This window comes from Streptomyces sp. NPDC046335 (assembly GCF_055587985.1).
Genome location: NZ_JBVJFF010000013.1, coordinates 24,181 through 39,406 on the forward strand (window position 1 = coordinate 24,181; position 15,226 = coordinate 39,406).

Here is a 15,226-nt window from a genome sequence, read left to right on the forward strand (position 1 = left end):
CCCGCCCCATGAGACGAGCGCGGTATCTAGCCGCAGGAAAGTGCCTAAGTCGATGACTGACTATACCGAATTGACCCCCCTCACCCTTGATGAGCAGCTCTCACTGCTGTCCGGAGAGAATTACTGGCAGACAAAGTCAGTGCCACGTGCGGGAATCGAATCTGTGCGGGTGGCCGACGGGACCAACGGGTTGCGGGTGGTCGCCGCGGGGGGCGGCGACAGCATCTTGGGCGAGAGCGTCCCGTCCACGTGCTTTCCCCCCGCGTCGACACTGGCCGCCAGTTGGGATGGCGAACTGTTGCGTGCGATCGGTGTGGCGGTCGGAGAGGAGGCTCGCGCACTCGGGGTAGGCGTGGTGCTCGGGCCGGGTCTGAACCTGAAGCGGCACCCGCTCGGCGGACGCAACTTCGAGTACTACTCGGAAGACCCGTTGCTGTCGGGCCGCCTGGCTGCGGCAACCGTGATGGGGATCCAGTCGACCGGCACCGGGGCTTGTCTGAAGCACTTCGCCATGAACAACCACGAGCGTCGCAAGAACCTCACTGACGTGATAGCCGACGAACGGACGAAGCGGGAACTGTACCTGCGCGGCTTCGAGATCGCCGTGAAGGAGTCCCACCCGCGCATGGTCATGTCCGCGTACAACAAGATCGACGGAGAATACTGCTCGGACGACCGTCGGCTCCTCACCGAGATCCTCCGGGACGAATGGGGGTTCGACGGAGCCGTCGTGAGCGACTGGGGAGCCGAGTCCGACCGCGTGAAGGGCATCACGGCTGGGATGGACCTGGAGATGCCGGGAGGCCTCGACCGGCGGGCGGAACTCCGCGCCGCGATCGAGGAGGGGCGGCTCGACTCCCAAGACGTCGCGCTCGCCGTCTCTCGGATTCTCGGACTCCAGGACCTCGCCCGAGCAACCACGCCGTCCGCGACCGCGCTTCGGCCCATGCGTGACCGACACGATGCGCTCGCGCGGCGGGCGGCGGCAGCGAGCACGGTGGTGCTGACCAACGACGGCATCCTTCCCCTGGCTCGCACCGCGCGTGTCGCGCTCATCGGCGCCTTCGGTCGGACCCCGAGGTTCCAGGGCGGCGGAAGCGCGTATGTGAACGCCGCCAAGGTGACCACCGCGTTCGACGCCTTGAAGGACGCGGAAGTAGAGGTCAGTTACGCGCCCGGCTACGACCCGATCACCGCGGAGCGCGACCACGCGCTGATCGACGAGGCGGTCGCCGCGGCGGAACGAGCAGATGTCGCCGTCGTCATGGTCGGTCTGCCGGAGATCTCCGAGAGCGAGGGCTACGACCGTAGCTCCATGTCGTTGCCGCCTCAGCACGACGAGCTCGTGCGTGCGGTGGTGCGGGCGAACCCACGGACGGTCGTTGTCGTCAGTGGCGGGTCACCGGTACTCATGCCCTGGCACGCCGAGGTCGCCGCGCTGTTGCACTGCTGTCTCGGGGGCCAGGCAAGCGGAGGCGCCGTTGCCGATGTGCTGCTGGGAACCGTCGAACCCGCTGGCCGGCTTGCGGAGACCTTTCCCGCGACACAGGCTGATGCCGGGTCCGACCCCTGGTTCCCCGGAGCCGCGGACCAGACGCAACATCGCGAAGGAATCTTCGTGGGCTACCGGCATGCGACCACTGCGGGCGTGCAACCCTTGTTCCCGTTCGGCCACGGCCTGGGATATGGCACGACGAAGTGGTCCGACGCCTCGATCGACGAGACGGAACTCGCCGGACAGGACGAGCTGACCATCTCGGTCACTGTCGAGAACACCGGGAACCGTGCGACCAGTGACCTCGTGCAGGTGTACGCGCACGACCGGAGTGGAGTCGTGCTGCGCCCGCGGCGGGAACTCGTGGGTTTCGTCCGGGTCGAGACGGATCCGGGCCGGAAGAAGCGCGTCGTGGTCCCCGTGGCCTCACGATCCCTCGCGTTCTGGGATGTACGAGTGAACGAATGGAGGCTGCCGAAAGGACGGATCGAGCTGGAGGTGGCACGCTCCAGCCAGCAGATCGAGGCCACTCTGTTCGTCGACATCGTCGACGGGGTCGAGGATTCGGCGGAACCGGCAGGGACATCACCGATAGCCGCTACCGATGCGGAGTTCGCCACCCGGCTCGGCCACGGGGTCCCCGCGCCCACGCCGCTGAGGCCGTTCCATCGCGACAGCGCCCTCGGAGACTTCGCGGCCGTGGGCATTGGGCGGCTCTTGCGCAAGATGGTCCTTCGCGGGGCGGAGGCGGCGGCCACCGACCATGTGCAACTGGCGATGGTCCGCGAAGTGACGAATGAGATGCCCCTGCGCCAGATCGTGCTCACCGGAGGCGGCCGGCTCTCCTGGAAGGCACTCGACGTGATGATCGCGATCGGAAACGGTCGTCCGCTCCGTGCGCTCCGGAAAGTACTCAGCCGTGGCTGACACCGGGTCCACGTGTAGCGGCCACATCTGCGACGGGCAGGGCGGCAGTTGTGGAGAGAGCGATGCACCAGAGCACGCGGCCCGGGGATGGGTACAGGACAGCGCAACGGCGCTCTTCCATCGCTCTTTCGGCGGTCAGTCGCCGTTTCAGTCAGCCACCCGCTGGCATTGAGACCCCTCGCATTCGTGCGCCCTAGTCACCAGAAAGGATCAAGGGTAATGAGTACCAACCCAATTCTGCCGGGCTTCTACCCGGACCCGTCCATCTGTCGTGTGGACGACACCTACTACCTTGCGACCTCCAGTTTCGAGTACTTCCCTGGAGTCCCGATATTCCGCAGTTCCGACTTGCTCAACTGGGAACAGGTCGGTAACGCGCTCGACCGGCCCGAGCAGCTCAGGGTCACCCGTGGTCTGGAGGCAGGCAGTACCGGTATCTACGCTCCGACGCTGCGGCACCACGACGGGGTCTTCTGGCTGGTGACCACCAACATGGCCGACTACGCCACGGGACACATCATTGTGCGGTCCACTGACCCCGCCAAGGGTTGGAGCGATCCTGTGCACACCCTGGGCACGATCGGTATCGACCCCGACCTGGCGTGGGACGAAGCCGGCGACTGCTACCTGACCTGGGCGCAGGGCGCGTCCGGGATTCAGCAGGCAGCCGTAGACCCCCTGACCGGCCGCCTGCTCTCCGAGCCACGGCTACTGTGGAGGGGAACGGGAATGGCGCATCCCGAGGCCCCGCATCTCTACCGTCGAGGCGACTGGTGGTACCTCGTCATCGCCGAGGGCGGAACCGAACGTGGCCACTGCGTTTCAGTGGCCCGCTCACGCTCGATCACCGGACCGTTCGAGCCGCACCCGGCCAACCCCGTTCTTTCGCACCGCAGCACCGATCACGTCGTACAGAACACCGGTCATGCCGATCTCGTCGAACTCCCCGACGGACGATGGGCGATGACCCACCTCGGTGTCCGGCCTCGCGGCAGCACCCCGCAGTTCCACGTCAACGGACGTGAGACCTTCCTGGCCGGCGTCGAATGGGCTGATGACTGGCCGGTCGTCATCGAGGACGCCTTCGAGGTGCCGCCGCAGCCAACCACTTTCTCGGACGACTTCGCCGCTCCCGGACTTCATCCCCGGTGGGTGTCACCCGGCATCGCCCCCAGCACGTTCGTCCGCCATGACGACACCACCGACAGCTGCGGCATCGTGCTCGCCGGTGGTCGCGCCCCCGAGTCCCGCGAAGCCGTGCACCTGCTCGCAGTGCGTACACGTGATGCCGAGTGGCAGGCCGAGGCGACCGTCCCGAAGGGTGACGTGGTGCTGGTGGTGCGAATCGACGACGGGCACTGGGCAGCGGTCGAACGGACCGGCAACACGGTGACCGCTCGCGCCGTCATCGGCCCGTGCGACCAGAAGCTCGCCTCTGCCACCGTGCGGGACTCCGACGTTCCGCTGGTCATCCGCGCCTTGGACACGTCGGACCGCCTCAGCCTGCACAACGGACCGGACCGTCTCGAACTCGGCTTCCAGGAGGACGGCCGCTTCCACTCCCTCACGCACGTCGACGGCCGCTACGTGTCCACAGAGGTCGCCGGCGGCTTCACCGGTCGCGTGGTCGGTGTGGAAGCACTTGGCGCCGAGGCGCTGCTCACCCGCTTCTCCTACACCTCTCCATTGCCGAGCCACCCCCAGCCGGCTACCTGACCCTGTCGACCCGGCCCGACGAGGACGCTTGACCGTACGACGGGGCCGACGTGCACGCCCATTACCCTGTGGTCCGAGTACGGATGCGACAGGACAGGGGGCAACGTGGCACGAATCCCCGAGGTGAGGCTGCCCGCCTCTCCCGCGTCGAAGAACCAGATTGCGCGGCGTGAGCGCATCCTGTCGGTTGCGGCAGAGCTGGGCGCCGAGGTGGCCTACGAACGTGTGCAGATGCAGGAGGTCGCCAAGGCCGCCGACGTCGCGCTCGGCACGCTCTACCGCTACTTCCCCTCCAAAGTGCACCTGTTCGCCGCGCTGTGGAAGTCGCACATCGTCGGCTTCGTCGAGGAGAACTGGCCAGAGCCCGATGACGACCCGGTGGCCACCGTCGGTGATCAGCTGGTGGCCCTGACCCGGTATTTGCTGGAGCGGCCCTTGCTGTCCTCGGCGATGGTGCAGGCCACCGCCGTCGACTACACCGTAAACCCCGACCACTACGTCCAGCACGCCGAGGACCGGCTGTGCCAGGTCGTGTTGCACACCCTCGGCCGGGACGCTCCCAGCCACGAGCAGGCCTGTGCCGTGCGCCTGCTCGCCTACAGCTGGTGGGGCGTCCTCGTGTCCGCTCTCAACCACCACACCCCCGAGGCGCAGGGCGAGGAAGAGTTGCGGCTCGCCGCCAGACTGCTGCTCACCGCCCTGTAGCCGACTTGGGCCCCTGTCCATACGCGGCCGTGCGCGATCCCGAGCGTGACCTCGCCCGGGAGTTCCTTGTTTCCGAATCCGTCTCTCCCCGTGGTCAGGCCGTCCTCGCCCTGGTCCCACTCAACGGAACCGCGAAACGAACGGGGGACGCGGCCTGCCTAGCGTGGGCGTGGGCCGCACTGCGACCGGGTCGGCAGCGGTTCACCGTCGAGACCCCCGACTTCCAGGAGACAGATCCCCATGGCGAGGCGTCATCCGATCATTCCGGCCACGCACCCCGCGGTGATCGAGGACTTCTACCGCCCCGACTGTCCGACTTCGTCGCACCCACCTTCCGCGGCTACCTGGCGGAGGAGGGGATCGTGCGTTTCGACGCCGGACATTTCGACAGCGGGAGCTGGCTGGGCTGCTCGATCGTGAACACACCGGTGTGGCTGCTGAGCGTGATGGCCAAGTCGGGCCTCTTCGGTAAATGGATGATCAAGACCGGACAGATGATCACCTACTTCTATGACTCCGATGTCGAGGGGGGTTTCACCTACTGGCCCGACGGCCCGGACCGTGCGCCGAAGCGGTTCGCCGCCCCGTTCCGCAACACCTGTGTCCTGTCTGACAACTCGTTGATGTATCACCGCCGGGAGAGCAACGGGCCGGCCCATCTCCGTGATTACCCCGACATTCGTCTGGAGTCCCGGCTTCATCACGAGGGAGACGATTGGGTGATCCGCAATGGTGAGCAGGAGATCGCCCGGTACGGCGACAAGGACATGCGCTCGCTGTTCCATTACACGGCGCTGGTCTTCGACGATCTGCCCGAGGCCCGCCGATACCTGGACCACACGGACGACCTGACCCACGAGAAGGTGCTCGGCATCCTGATGCACGACCTGAGGCGCAAGGGTGTTGCCTTTCGGGAACCGGATGATCCGATGACGGACGCCGGCTTCATCGCTCTGGTCAACAAGACTTATGCCATGGCTCCGGTGCAATACCCGGCCGAAGCACCGGTGGCCCGCCGCGCGGCGGCATGACCGACGAGCCGACTGCACTCGATCCGCGGGGCATCCACGGCGCCGGCCTTCACCATCTCGGCCCTCGCGCATCCGGGTCTGAACGGCCGCGAAGTCGCGTCGTGCGCCATGCCTGCGCCCGTGCCCTGACCTGCCCCCGGTGACCAGGGTGACATTCCCGTCGAGCCTGAACACGCTGTCTCCTTCGGTCGTTCGGTGCTTCAGAGTCAACAAATTCGTATTCCTAAATTGGATCCAATACGTTACGGTCGCGTTGAGAGGAGCACTGATGACGACCAGAACCCTGCGCCCTGCCGACGACTCAGCCCCTGCTCTGCGCACCTTGCGGCAGGAGGTCCGTCAGTTTCTCCGTGACGAGATCGAGGCCGGCGCGTTCGTACCCCGGGTCGACTCGTGGATGTCGGGCATCGACGGTGACTTCAGCCGCCGCCTCGCCGCCCGCGGCTGGGTCGGCATGACCATCCCCGAGGAGTACGGCGGCCGAGGGCGCTCACCCATGGAGCGCTTCGTGGTCACCGAGGAACTCCTCGCGCATGGTGCCCCAGTGGCGGCCCACTGGATCGCCGACCGCCAGATGGCTCCCTCCATCCTGAAGCACGGCACCGACGCGCAGCGCCGCCGCTACCTGCCCGCCATCGCGAACGCCGAGGCATTTTTCGCGATCGGCATGAGCGAACCCGACGCCGGATCCGATCTCGCCGCCGTCCGTACGCGGGCCGTACCGGACGGAAAGGGGTGGCGGATCAGCGGTACCAAGGTCTGGACGAGCGTGGCGCACGTGGCTCAGGCGATGATCGTCCTGGTACGCACGGACCCCGGCGAACGGCACGACGGACTGTCCCAGTTCGTCGTCGACCTGCCCAACCCGGGCGCAACCATCCGCCCGATCATCACCATCGACGGAGCACACCACTTCAACGAGGTGGTGTTCGACAACGCCTTCGTCGACGGTTCCGCCCTCCTCGGCCGCCGTGGCCGTGGCTGGGCCCAGGTGACGGCGGAACTCGCCTATGAGCGGTCGGGGCCGGAACGTGTCCTGAGTACCTACCCCCTGCTCGCCGCGTGGGCGCGCACGCTCCGTCCCGAGGACTCGGCGGCCCGTCTGGAATTGGGCCGCCTGCTGTCCCGGCTGATCGTCCTGCGCCGGCTCTCCCTCGCGGTGGCGGGCCGGCTCTCGGCGGGAGGCGCCCCCGCCACGGAGGCGGCGCTCGTCAAGGACCTTGGTACCACCTTCGAAGGAGACCTGGTCGAAGCGGTTCGCCGGTTCGCGAGGGTGCGTCCGGGTGACGCGTCCGACCCGCTCGGGCGACTGCTCGCGGACGGGGTGCTCCACGCCCCGGCGTTCACCCTGCGCGGGGGCACCAACGAGGTGCTCCGCTCCATCGTGGCGAAGGGGCTGTGACCATGCCCGACTACCCCGACGACCATCTAGACGACCTGTACGAGGCCGCCCGCTCGGTGGCTGCCTCGCACCAGGCGCCCGACGCCACCCCGTCTCCCGGACTCGACGGCGCCCTGTGGGGTGAACTGGAGAAGCTCGGTTTCACCGGGCTCACTGTCAGTGAAGAACGCGGTGGCACGGGCGGTGACCTCCTCGACGCTGCCACGGTGTCGCGCGCGCTCGGTACCGCGCGGGTTCCCTACGCGGACGCCGTCCTCGTCGCCGGGCCGGCACTGCGGCAGGCTGGACTGGACTTGCCGCGGGGTCCCTTGACGGCCGGCAGGCTCGAAGGCACCTGGGACGGCACGGTGCTGCATGGGACCGCGCACGGCGTCCCGTGGGCCAGGGACTGCGCCACGGCCGTGCTGATCACCGAGGGGCCGGTCGCCGCCCTCCACGTCGTATCCCCCGACGCGCCGGGGGTCGTGTGCCGTGGGGGAAACAACCTCGCCGGCGAGGCGCGCGACGAGCTGGTGCTCGACGGCGTGGTCCCGGTCGCCGGAGCCCGACTGACGGCCGAGCAGGCACGCGGATGGAGCGTGCGCGGTGCCGCGGCGCGGAGCGTCGCCATGGCAGGAGTCGCCGAGCTCGTCATGGACGTGACGCGTCGGTACGTCCAGGAACGTGAGCAGTTCGGCAGGCCGCTGAACAAGTTCCAGGTCGTACAGCACGCGCTGGCGCGGCTCGCGGCCGACAGCCTTGCCATGAGGATCGCGGCCGAGTCGGCCGTGATCGCACTGCGGGACGAGGACTACTCGGCCGAGCTGATCGTCGCGGCGGCCAAGGCCGAGGCGTCGGCCCTGGCGAGGCCGATTGCGGCTGCCGCACACCAGGCCCACGGCGCGATCGGTTTTACCCGCGAACACGTCCTGGGTGCTCTCACCACGCGTCTGTGGGCATGGAGGGAAGAACACGGGCACGAACTGGTCTGGCAGCAGAGGGTGAGTGACATCGCGGCCGGCGCGGACCTCTGGGAGCTCGTCACGGGCCTCACCGGTCGTGAATGGCCACCCACACCGACACGGGAGAAGACATGACTCATCCTGGCAAGACGATGGCCGGCGGACCGCGCGAGGAAGGAGGGTCACAGGTCCGGTTCACCGTGGAGGACGGCCTCGGCCATCTGGTGCTCGACAACCCGACCAGGAAGAACGCCATCACGCTGGACATGGCCGACCAAGTACTCGCCGCGTGCGACCGGGTGGAGGCGGACGAGTCAATCGCGGCGGTAGTGGTCTCCGGGACGGGCACGTACTTCTGTAGCGGCGCCGACACCCGCGACCTTGCCGTCTCGTCCAGCGACCCGGCCTCGCCCGAGGCCGTGGCCCGGACCTCGGCTGTCTATCAGTCGTTCGTCCGCGTCGGCAGCCTGCCGGTCCCCACCGTTGCCGCCGTCCGGGGCGGAGCCGTGGGCGCCGGGCTCAACTTGGCCTTGGCCGCGGACATCATGGTCGTGGCCGAGGACGCGGTCCTCGACAGCGGCTTTCTCGCCCGCGGCATCCACCCCGGGGGAGGCCACCTCCGTCTGCTCGGCAGGTCGCTCGGCTACCAGCAGGCCGTGGCCATGGCGGTCCTGGGGCTCGCGGTGAACGGGCGTCAGGCGGTCGATCTCGGCCTGGCCCTGCGAGCCTGCCCCCGCGACGAAGTAGTTGACGTCGCACTGGGCCTGTGCCGACTGGCGCTCCGTGACCCGCAACTCACCCGCAGGGTCAAGCACTCGGCGTCACTGGAGCTGGAAGAGCCCGGCCTCAGCTGGCCGGCGGCCGTGGAACTGGAGCGCGGAGTTCAGATGTGGTCGCTGGGCCGAAAGGGGCGCGCCGGCTGGGGCACCAAACCAGCGGCCCCCGAAATTCGGGAGTGACCGATGCCTCGAAGGACCTGCCTGATCGGATCCGATATCCTATCCACCCCCCGCATTCAGGATCGGAGACAACAGTGGCTGGTCCAAAGGCCGCCCCAGCTTTGGAGCGCGTGGTCGACGGAATGCGCCGCATGATCGTCTCTGGCGAACTGGTACCTGGCCAACAGGTCAGGCAGGAGCACATGGCCGAGCGGCTGGGCGTCAGCCGGCTGCCCGTGCGTGAGGCGCTGCGCCAGCTCACGGTCGAAGGCCTGGTGCGTCACACGCCGAACGTCGGATACATGGTGACCCGGTTGAACCAGGACGAGTTCGACCAGATCTACATCATGCGCAAGCTGCTGGAGGACGAGATCATCTCGCGGCTTCCCCGTGCGTCGGAGGAGCAGCTCGCCCATATCTCCCATCTCAACGACGAGGTCGCCCTGGCGGCCGAGGCGGTCGATCTGCCCCGCATGCGCGAGCGCAACACCGAGTTTCACTTCGCCGTCTTCGGACTGTCGGACCTTCGGCTGCTCATCGGGGAGGTGAAGCGGCTGTGGACGTGGGCCGCGCCGTACCACGCGGTGTATCTCTTCTCGGCCGAAAGCCGCAAGCACGTACTGGAAGAGCACGAGACGATGATCGCGGCTCTCCGGGACGGCGACAACGAGTTGCTGGCACGGACGATGGACCAGCACCGTCACGGCTCCGAGTCCCAGCTACGCGTACTCCTGAGCCCCGAAGGCGCCGCCGCGACTTAGCTGGACCCGGCCGGACGGGGAAGTCTCCTGACGTCTTCGCCGCTTGACTCAGTCGGGCGGCGCGGGCTCCTGCGTCGCGAACTGGGCGGCTTCCTGCGCCTCCTTGGCGTTCGCCGCCGTGCCCGATTGTGAGCCCGACCGGCCCGACGCGGCCCAGGGGCGAGGGGCAGCGAGCCACTCACGTATCCGTGGCCGGCCTTCGCCCGGCAACTGCGGAGGGGCCATGTCGGCGGGATCCGCTGCCGGAGTCTCGGAGAACAGCGCGGGAGAACGCGTGACCTGGAAGGTCCCCTCCTGTGCGTGGTGTATTTCCCGGAAAAGTCCCACGGCACGCAGATGGGGGTCCTCGAAGAGCTGATCGGTCGACCGCAGCTCCGTCGCCGGTATGTCCAGCTTCTCGAAGACCGCCAGGCATTCCTTGGTGGTGTGCCGGGCGACGAAGGCCCCGAGGCGTTCGTAGAGTTCCTCGATGTGCCGCATGCGGGCGGCGACCGTGCTGAACCGTTCGTCGTCGAGCAGATGCCCCATCCCCGCGTGGTCCAGGAACCGCCGCCAGTGGCCGTCGTGGTAGACCACCACGGCGATGAGGCCGTCGCTGGTCGCATGCGGCCGACGGTGGAGGAGGCGGTCGTAGCCAGTCGGCCCCTCCTCCGGGAGGAAGGCGTGACCGCCGAGCTGCTCCATCAGGGTCCAGGACGCCATGGTCTCGAACATCGGGATCTCGACCATTTGACCGACGCCCGTGCGGGTCCTGTGTAGCACGGCCGCCAGAACGGCAAGGGCAGCCATGACACCGACCGTCTTGTCCGCCAGGGGGGTCGCCATGTACGTGGGACGGGGCGACTGGCGGCTCTGGAGCCATGCCAAACCGCTCATCGCCTGGATTGTGTCGTCGTACGCAGGCCGGGACGCGTAGGGGCCGTTGCTGCCGTATCCCGAGATGGCAGCGTAGACGAGATGCGGGGCGGCTTCTTTGAGCGTCGTGTAGCCGATCCTCAGCCGCTCGGCGGCGTCGGAGCGCATGTTGTGCAGGACGACGTCGCAGGCGGAAACCAGACGCAGGAAGCGGTCGTAGTCGCTGTCGACCTTCAGGTCGAGAACGACAGCGGCCTTCCCGTGATTCGCGCCGACGAAGACGCTGGCCAGCCCCGGAGTGCGGATGGTTCCCAGCGACCGGGTCACGTCCAGGCCGGGCGCTTCGACCTTGATGACATCCGCTCCCAGGTCTGCGAGCAACTGACCGCAGTAGGGACCCGAGAACGTGGTGGACAGGTCGAGAACACGTAGTCCGGACAGGGGAGTGGTCATGAATGACTCCTGGGACTGCACGGCCGGGAAGTGATGCAGAATTGGATCCAAGAGGGAAGATAGACCATGGGGGTGGCTGTGGCCACCCTTTGCGGTGGAGCGGGCGAAGTGACGACTTGGGCGAGGCGATGTTCAGCTGCAGTGTCGCGGGTCGACTGCTGCAAGTCGGCTCGGTGTTGTCCGCGCCGTCGACATCGGCCCTCGCGCACCTGTCGACTGCGGGCCAGCGGCGCGTACGTGACCTCGGGAGCCGGACCGTGACTTACGGCGAGCGGGTCGTGATCCTTTACGCCCTCGCCGTCGGTGCCTGTGCCGGTGTCGACGATCTGGACCTGGTCTTCGAACGTAGTTTGCATGTGCTGCCCACGTTCGCGCTGACCCTTGTCCAGTGGGCCGCGGGCGTTCTGGGCGGTCCGGGTGTGGTCCCTTCAGTGCGGACGCACGCCGCTCGGCCGCAGCGACTGGCTGTGCGCCGCACGCTCCCGCCATCAGGCGCGCTCACCTGCTCTCGACGGGTGGCTGATGTCTTTGACTAGGGGAGTGCCGCTGTCTTCGACGTGACGGTCGAAAGTGAGTACTTCACCGCCGTTTGATGGAGCCTGTCTCGCCGGCGCTCACCCCGCCGACCTGGTGGAACTTGAGAGCCGATTCCATGCGCCGGTCCTGCCGGGGGTTGGGCATCTCTGCCTGGTCCGGAACCGGAGGGAGTGCGTCCTGCGAGGTCGGCCGGGTGCTCAAGCTGTGCTGAGTGGCGGCCTGATCCGTTTCGGGGCGTCCGTGGCAGTCATCGCCGCCCCATTGGAAACCTAGCAAGCGCTTGGTAGTGTGCGCGGCGTCGGGGGAGCCCAGTGGGCCCTGGATGTCCGCTACAGCGACGAGTGCCGCCAAACGGCGGTTCGGTTCCCTGGACGTCGCACCCCGCCCACAAGGCCGCCGACCACGAGGGCGGCGCGAGAAGGAGTGACGGTATGACCTCCACGACCCATCGCGCACTGCACACACCGCTGTGCGACCTGGTCGGTGTCCGGTACCCGGTCGTGCAGACCGGCATGGGATACGTCTCCGGGCCGGAGCTGACGGCCGCCACCTCCGCGGCCGGAGGGCTCGGCATCCTCGCCGGTGCCACCCTCACCCTCGACGAGAGCCGGGCCGCCGTCCGGGCGATACGGGAGCGAACCGACGCACCCTTCGGCGTCAACTTCCGCGGTGACGCCCCCGACGTGCTGGAACGCGGTGAACTCCTGGTCCGCGAAGGGGTGAAGGTCGCCTCCTTCGCGCTCGCCCCCAACGAGAAGGTCATCCGGAGGCTGAAGGAGTCGGGACTGATCGTCATCCCCTCGGTCGGCGCTCGCCGCCACGCCGAGAAGGTCCAGGCGTGGGGGGTCGACGCCGTCGTGGTCCAGGGCAGTGAAGGCGGCGGTCACACGGGTGCCGTCCCCACCTCCATCCTGGTGCCGCAGGTCGTCGACGCGGTGGACATCCCTGTCATCGCGGCCGGCGGGTTCCGCGACGGCCGGGGCCTGGTCGCCGCCCTCGCGCAGGGCGCGGTCGGCATCGCCATGGGCACCCGTTTCCTGCTCACCAGCGACTCGAAGGTCTCCGACGCCGTGAAACGCGAGTACCTGCGGCGCTCCGTCACCGACACCGTCGTCACCTCCGTCCTGGACGGCATCCCCCAGCGCGTGCTGCGCACCGAGCCGGTGGAACGGCTGCTCAACGAGAAGGCCGTCCCCCGCCTGGTCCGGTCCGTGCGGCACGCCGTCGCCTTCCGCAGGACCTCCGGCATCGCGTGGCGCGACATGATCCAGGAAGGCCTCGCCATGCGCCGCAGGCACGACCTCGGCTGGACCCAGGTCCTCATGGCGGCGAACACCCCGATGATGCTCCGAGCGAGCATGGTCGACGGCCGCGCCGACCTCGGCACCCTCGCCTCCGGGCAGATCGCCGGCGTCATCGAGGACCTGCCCAGCTGCGAGGAACTGATCCAGCGCATCCTCGCGGAGGCGGAGACCGCACTCGGCCGGCTGGCCGCCGACGTCCCGTCCGCGCCCGTACCCACCCCTGACCGGGTCTCGTCCTCCCAGGAGAACTGATGGGCACCGAAATGATCAGCGCCGACGTCGACGAGCACGGCATCGCCGAGGTCGTCATCGACCACCCACCGGTCAATGCCCTGCCGGTCGCAGGCTGGTACCGGCTTGCGGAGACGGTCACCCGGCTCGGGCAGGACAACGCCGTACGCGTGGTGCTGCTGCGCGCCGAGGGCCGCGGCTTCAACGCCGGCGTCGACATCAAGGAACTCCAGGCAGACCCCGGGAACGACGCCATCATCGGCGTCAACCGGGGCTGCTTCGCCGCGTTCGCCGCGATCTACGACTGCGCGGTACCCGTCGTCGCCGCCGTCAACGGCTTCTGCCTGGGTGGTGGCATCGGCCTGGTCGGCAACTCCGACATCATCGTCGCCGCGGAGGACGCCGTGTTCGGGCTGCCCGAGGTGGCACGCGGCGCACTCGGAGCAGCCACCCATCTGTCACGGCTGGTGCCCATGCACAAGGCCAGGGCCATGATGTACACGACCACCACCGCCACGGCCGCCGAACTGCACGCCTTCGGCTCCGTGTGGGACGTCGTCCCCGGCGACAAGCTGCACATGAGGGCCCGTGAGGTCGCCGCCGAGATCGCGGACAAGAACCCCACGGTGATCCGGGCCGCCAAGGAAGCCTTCAACGGCATCGACCTATGGGACGTCAAGCGCAGCTACCGCTATGAGCAGGGCTTCACCTTCGAGCTCAACCTCTCTGGCGTCGCCCACGAGGTCCGGGACACCTTCGGCAGCCGCCCGGACGGCGAGGAGTGACGATGGACCTCACCTGGAGCCCGGAGGACCAGGACTTCCGGCGGGAAGCCCGCGACTGGCTCGCCCGCAACGTGCCCCGCACGCCACTGCCGTCCGGTGACACCCGGGAGGGATTCGCGGCCCACCTCGAATGGGAGCACACGCTCCATGACGCCCGCTGGTCGGTCGTCTCCTGGCCCGAGGAGTACGGCGGCCGGGAAGCGTCCCTGTGGCAGTGGCTCATCCTCGAGGAGGAGTACTACCGCGCGGAGGCGCCGTCCCGCGTCACGCAGAACGGCATCTTCCTGCTGGCGCCGACCCTCTTCCAGTTCGGCACCCCCGAGCAGCAGCGGCGGATTCTGCCGCGGATGGCCGCGGCCCACGACCTGTGGGCGCAGGGCTGGTCGGAGCCGGGAGCGGGCAGCGATCTCGCGGGCATCCGCAGCCGGGCCGTACGGGACGAGGCGGCCGGCGGCTGGCGGCTGAGCGGGCAGAAGACCTGGACCACCCGCGGTTCTTTCTGCACCCACCTGTTCGGACTGTTCCGCACCGACCCGGAGGCGCAGCGGCACCGGGGCCTGACATACTTCCTGCTCCCCCTGGACGCCCCCGGCGTCACCGTGCGGGGCTTCGAACGGCTCGACGGCGACGAGGGGTTCGCCGACGTCTTCCTGGACGACGTGTTCGTCCCCGATGCCGATGTACTCGGTGGGGTGGGGGAGGGCTGGAAGGTGGCCATGGCCACCACCGGCTCCGAGCGGGGACTCACCCTGCGCTCACCGGGGCGGTTCCTGCAGGCCGCGGACCGACTGCTGGAACTGGCCCGCGGTGTCCCCGACGCGGCGGCGGAGCACCGGGACCGGGTGGTGCGAAGCTGGATCGACGCCCAGGCGTACCAGATGTTCACTCTCCAGCAGGTGACCTCCATCGTCGAGGGGCGGCCGACAGGCGCCGAGTCGAGCCTCAACAAGCTGTTCTGGTCGGAACTGGACATCCGGCTGCACGAGACGGCGGGTGAACTGCTCGGCCCCGAGGCCGAGGTGGACGGGCCCTGGAGCAGGGGCCACCTGTTCTCCCTCGCCGGCCCCATCTACGCCGGCACCAACGAGATCCAGCGCAACATCGTCGCCGAGCGCTTGCTCGGCCTGCCGAGGAGGTGATCCGGC

13 protein-coding genes are annotated in these 15,226 nt (G+C 68.3%); 12 read left to right on the forward strand and 1 reads right to left on the reverse strand.

Translation table 11 applies throughout. The annotated features are described in order from the left end of the window. The first annotated feature begins 52 nt into the window (after positions 1-52). The 8 genes from ACZ6JY_RS30200 to ACZ6JY_RS30235 all read left to right on the forward strand — a co-directional run bounded on the left by ACZ6JY_RS30200 (position 53) and on the right by ACZ6JY_RS30235 (position 9,916). Complete coding sequence (locus ACZ6JY_RS30200; RefSeq protein WP_469200894.1) at positions 53-2,422, forward strand: glycoside hydrolase family 3 C-terminal domain-containing protein; 2,370 nt, start codon at positions 53-55, stop codon at positions 2,420-2,422. A gap of 219 nt (positions 2,423-2,641) precedes the next feature. After that, positions 2,642-4,138: a glycoside hydrolase family 43 protein gene (locus ACZ6JY_RS30205; protein WP_469201131.1), complete on the forward strand. Its 1,497-nt coding sequence runs from the start codon at positions 2,642-2,644 to the stop codon at positions 4,136-4,138. A gap of 105 nt (positions 4,139-4,243) precedes the next feature. Then, a complete protein-coding gene (locus ACZ6JY_RS30210; RefSeq protein WP_469200895.1) occupies positions 4,244-4,843 on the forward strand; it encodes a TetR/AcrR family transcriptional regulator in 600 nt (199 codons plus the stop codon). Positions 4,844-4,872: 29 nt separating this feature from the next. After that, on the forward strand, positions 4,873-5,874 hold the full coding sequence (locus tag ACZ6JY_RS30215) for a hypothetical protein (RefSeq protein WP_469200896.1): 1,002 nt from the start codon (positions 4,873-4,875) through the stop codon (positions 5,872-5,874). Between the two features lie 268 nt (positions 5,875-6,142). After that, positions 6,143-7,276, forward strand: coding sequence for an acyl-CoA dehydrogenase family protein (locus ACZ6JY_RS30220; RefSeq protein WP_469200897.1), 1,134 nt, complete (start codon positions 6,143-6,145; stop codon positions 7,274-7,276). A gap of 2 nt (positions 7,277-7,278) precedes the next feature. Further along, complete coding sequence (locus ACZ6JY_RS30225) at positions 7,279-8,352, forward strand: acyl-CoA dehydrogenase family protein (protein ID WP_469200898.1); 1,074 nt, start codon at positions 7,279-7,281, stop codon at positions 8,350-8,352. Beyond that, on the forward strand, positions 8,349-9,176 hold the full coding sequence (locus ACZ6JY_RS30230) for an enoyl-CoA hydratase-related protein (RefSeq protein ID WP_469200899.1): 828 nt from the start codon (positions 8,349-8,351) through the stop codon (positions 9,174-9,176). Before ACZ6JY_RS30225 ends, ACZ6JY_RS30230 begins: the two co-directional genes overlap by 4 nt. Positions 9,177-9,250: 74 nt before the next feature. Next, positions 9,251-9,916: a GntR family transcriptional regulator gene (locus ACZ6JY_RS30235; protein WP_469200900.1), complete on the forward strand. Its 666-nt coding sequence runs from the start codon at positions 9,251-9,253 to the stop codon at positions 9,914-9,916. A 48-nt stretch (positions 9,917-9,964) separates the two neighbouring features. Here the strand turns inward: ACZ6JY_RS30235 and ACZ6JY_RS30240 are convergent, their stop codons facing one another. Then, a complete protein-coding gene (locus ACZ6JY_RS30240; protein ID WP_469200901.1) occupies positions 9,965-11,224 on the reverse strand; it encodes a CaiB/BaiF CoA transferase family protein in 1,260 nt (419 codons plus the stop codon). 257 nt (positions 11,225-11,481) lie between these two features. On the opposite strand from ACZ6JY_RS30240, the gene ACZ6JY_RS30245 reads away from it, so the two are divergent. The 4 genes from ACZ6JY_RS30245 (at position 11,482) to ACZ6JY_RS30260 (ending at position 15,220) form a co-directional block, all read left to right on the forward strand. Then, complete coding sequence (locus tag ACZ6JY_RS30245; RefSeq protein ID WP_469200902.1) at positions 11,482-11,760, forward strand: hypothetical protein; 279 nt, start codon at positions 11,482-11,484, stop codon at positions 11,758-11,760. A gap of 432 nt (positions 11,761-12,192) precedes the next feature. Further along, positions 12,193-13,317 (forward strand): NAD(P)H-dependent flavin oxidoreductase, encoded by a 1,125-nt coding sequence (locus ACZ6JY_RS30250; protein WP_469200903.1) that lies wholly within the window; start codon positions 12,193-12,195, stop codon positions 13,315-13,317. Further along, positions 13,317-14,081, forward strand: coding sequence for an enoyl-CoA hydratase family protein (locus tag ACZ6JY_RS30255; RefSeq protein ID WP_469200905.1), 765 nt, complete (start codon positions 13,317-13,319; stop codon positions 14,079-14,081). Before ACZ6JY_RS30250 ends, ACZ6JY_RS30255 begins: the two co-directional genes overlap by 1 nt. Before the next feature lie 2 nt (positions 14,082-14,083). Continuing rightward, positions 14,084-15,220, forward strand: coding sequence for an acyl-CoA dehydrogenase family protein (locus tag ACZ6JY_RS30260; RefSeq protein ID WP_469200906.1), 1,137 nt, complete (start codon positions 14,084-14,086; stop codon positions 15,218-15,220). The last annotated feature ends 6 nt before the right edge of the window (positions 15,221-15,226 follow it).

Excerpts from the sequence above, each read along its gene's own strand:
- ACZ6JY_RS30225 (WP_469200898.1), top strand. The coding sequence starts at position 7,279 with ATGCCCGACTACCCCGACGACCATCTAGACGACCTGTACGAGGCCGCC.
- ACZ6JY_RS30260 (WP_469200906.1), top strand. The coding sequence starts at position 14,084 with ATGGACCTCACCTGGAGCCCGGAGGACCAGGACTTCCGGCGGGAAGCC.
- ACZ6JY_RS30250 (WP_469200903.1), top strand. The coding sequence starts at position 12,193 with ATGACCTCCACGACCCATCGCGCACTGCACACACCGCTGTGCGACCTG.
- ACZ6JY_RS30230 (WP_469200899.1), top strand. The coding sequence starts at position 8,349 with ATGACTCATCCTGGCAAGACGATGGCCGGCGGACCGCGCGAGGAAGGA.
- ACZ6JY_RS30220 (WP_469200897.1), top strand. The coding sequence starts at position 6,143 with ATGACGACCAGAACCCTGCGCCCTGCCGACGACTCAGCCCCTGCTCTG.
- ACZ6JY_RS30200 (WP_469200894.1), top strand. The coding sequence starts at position 53 with ATGACTGACTATACCGAATTGACCCCCCTCACCCTTGATGAGCAGCTC.
- ACZ6JY_RS30240 (WP_469200901.1), bottom strand. The coding sequence starts at position 11,224 with ATGACCACTCCCCTGTCCGGACTACGTGTTCTCGACCTGTCCACCACG.
- ACZ6JY_RS30205 (WP_469201131.1), top strand. The coding sequence starts at position 2,642 with ATGAGTACCAACCCAATTCTGCCGGGCTTCTACCCGGACCCGTCCATC.
- ACZ6JY_RS30255 (WP_469200905.1), top strand. The coding sequence starts at position 13,317 with ATGGGCACCGAAATGATCAGCGCCGACGTCGACGAGCACGGCATCGCC.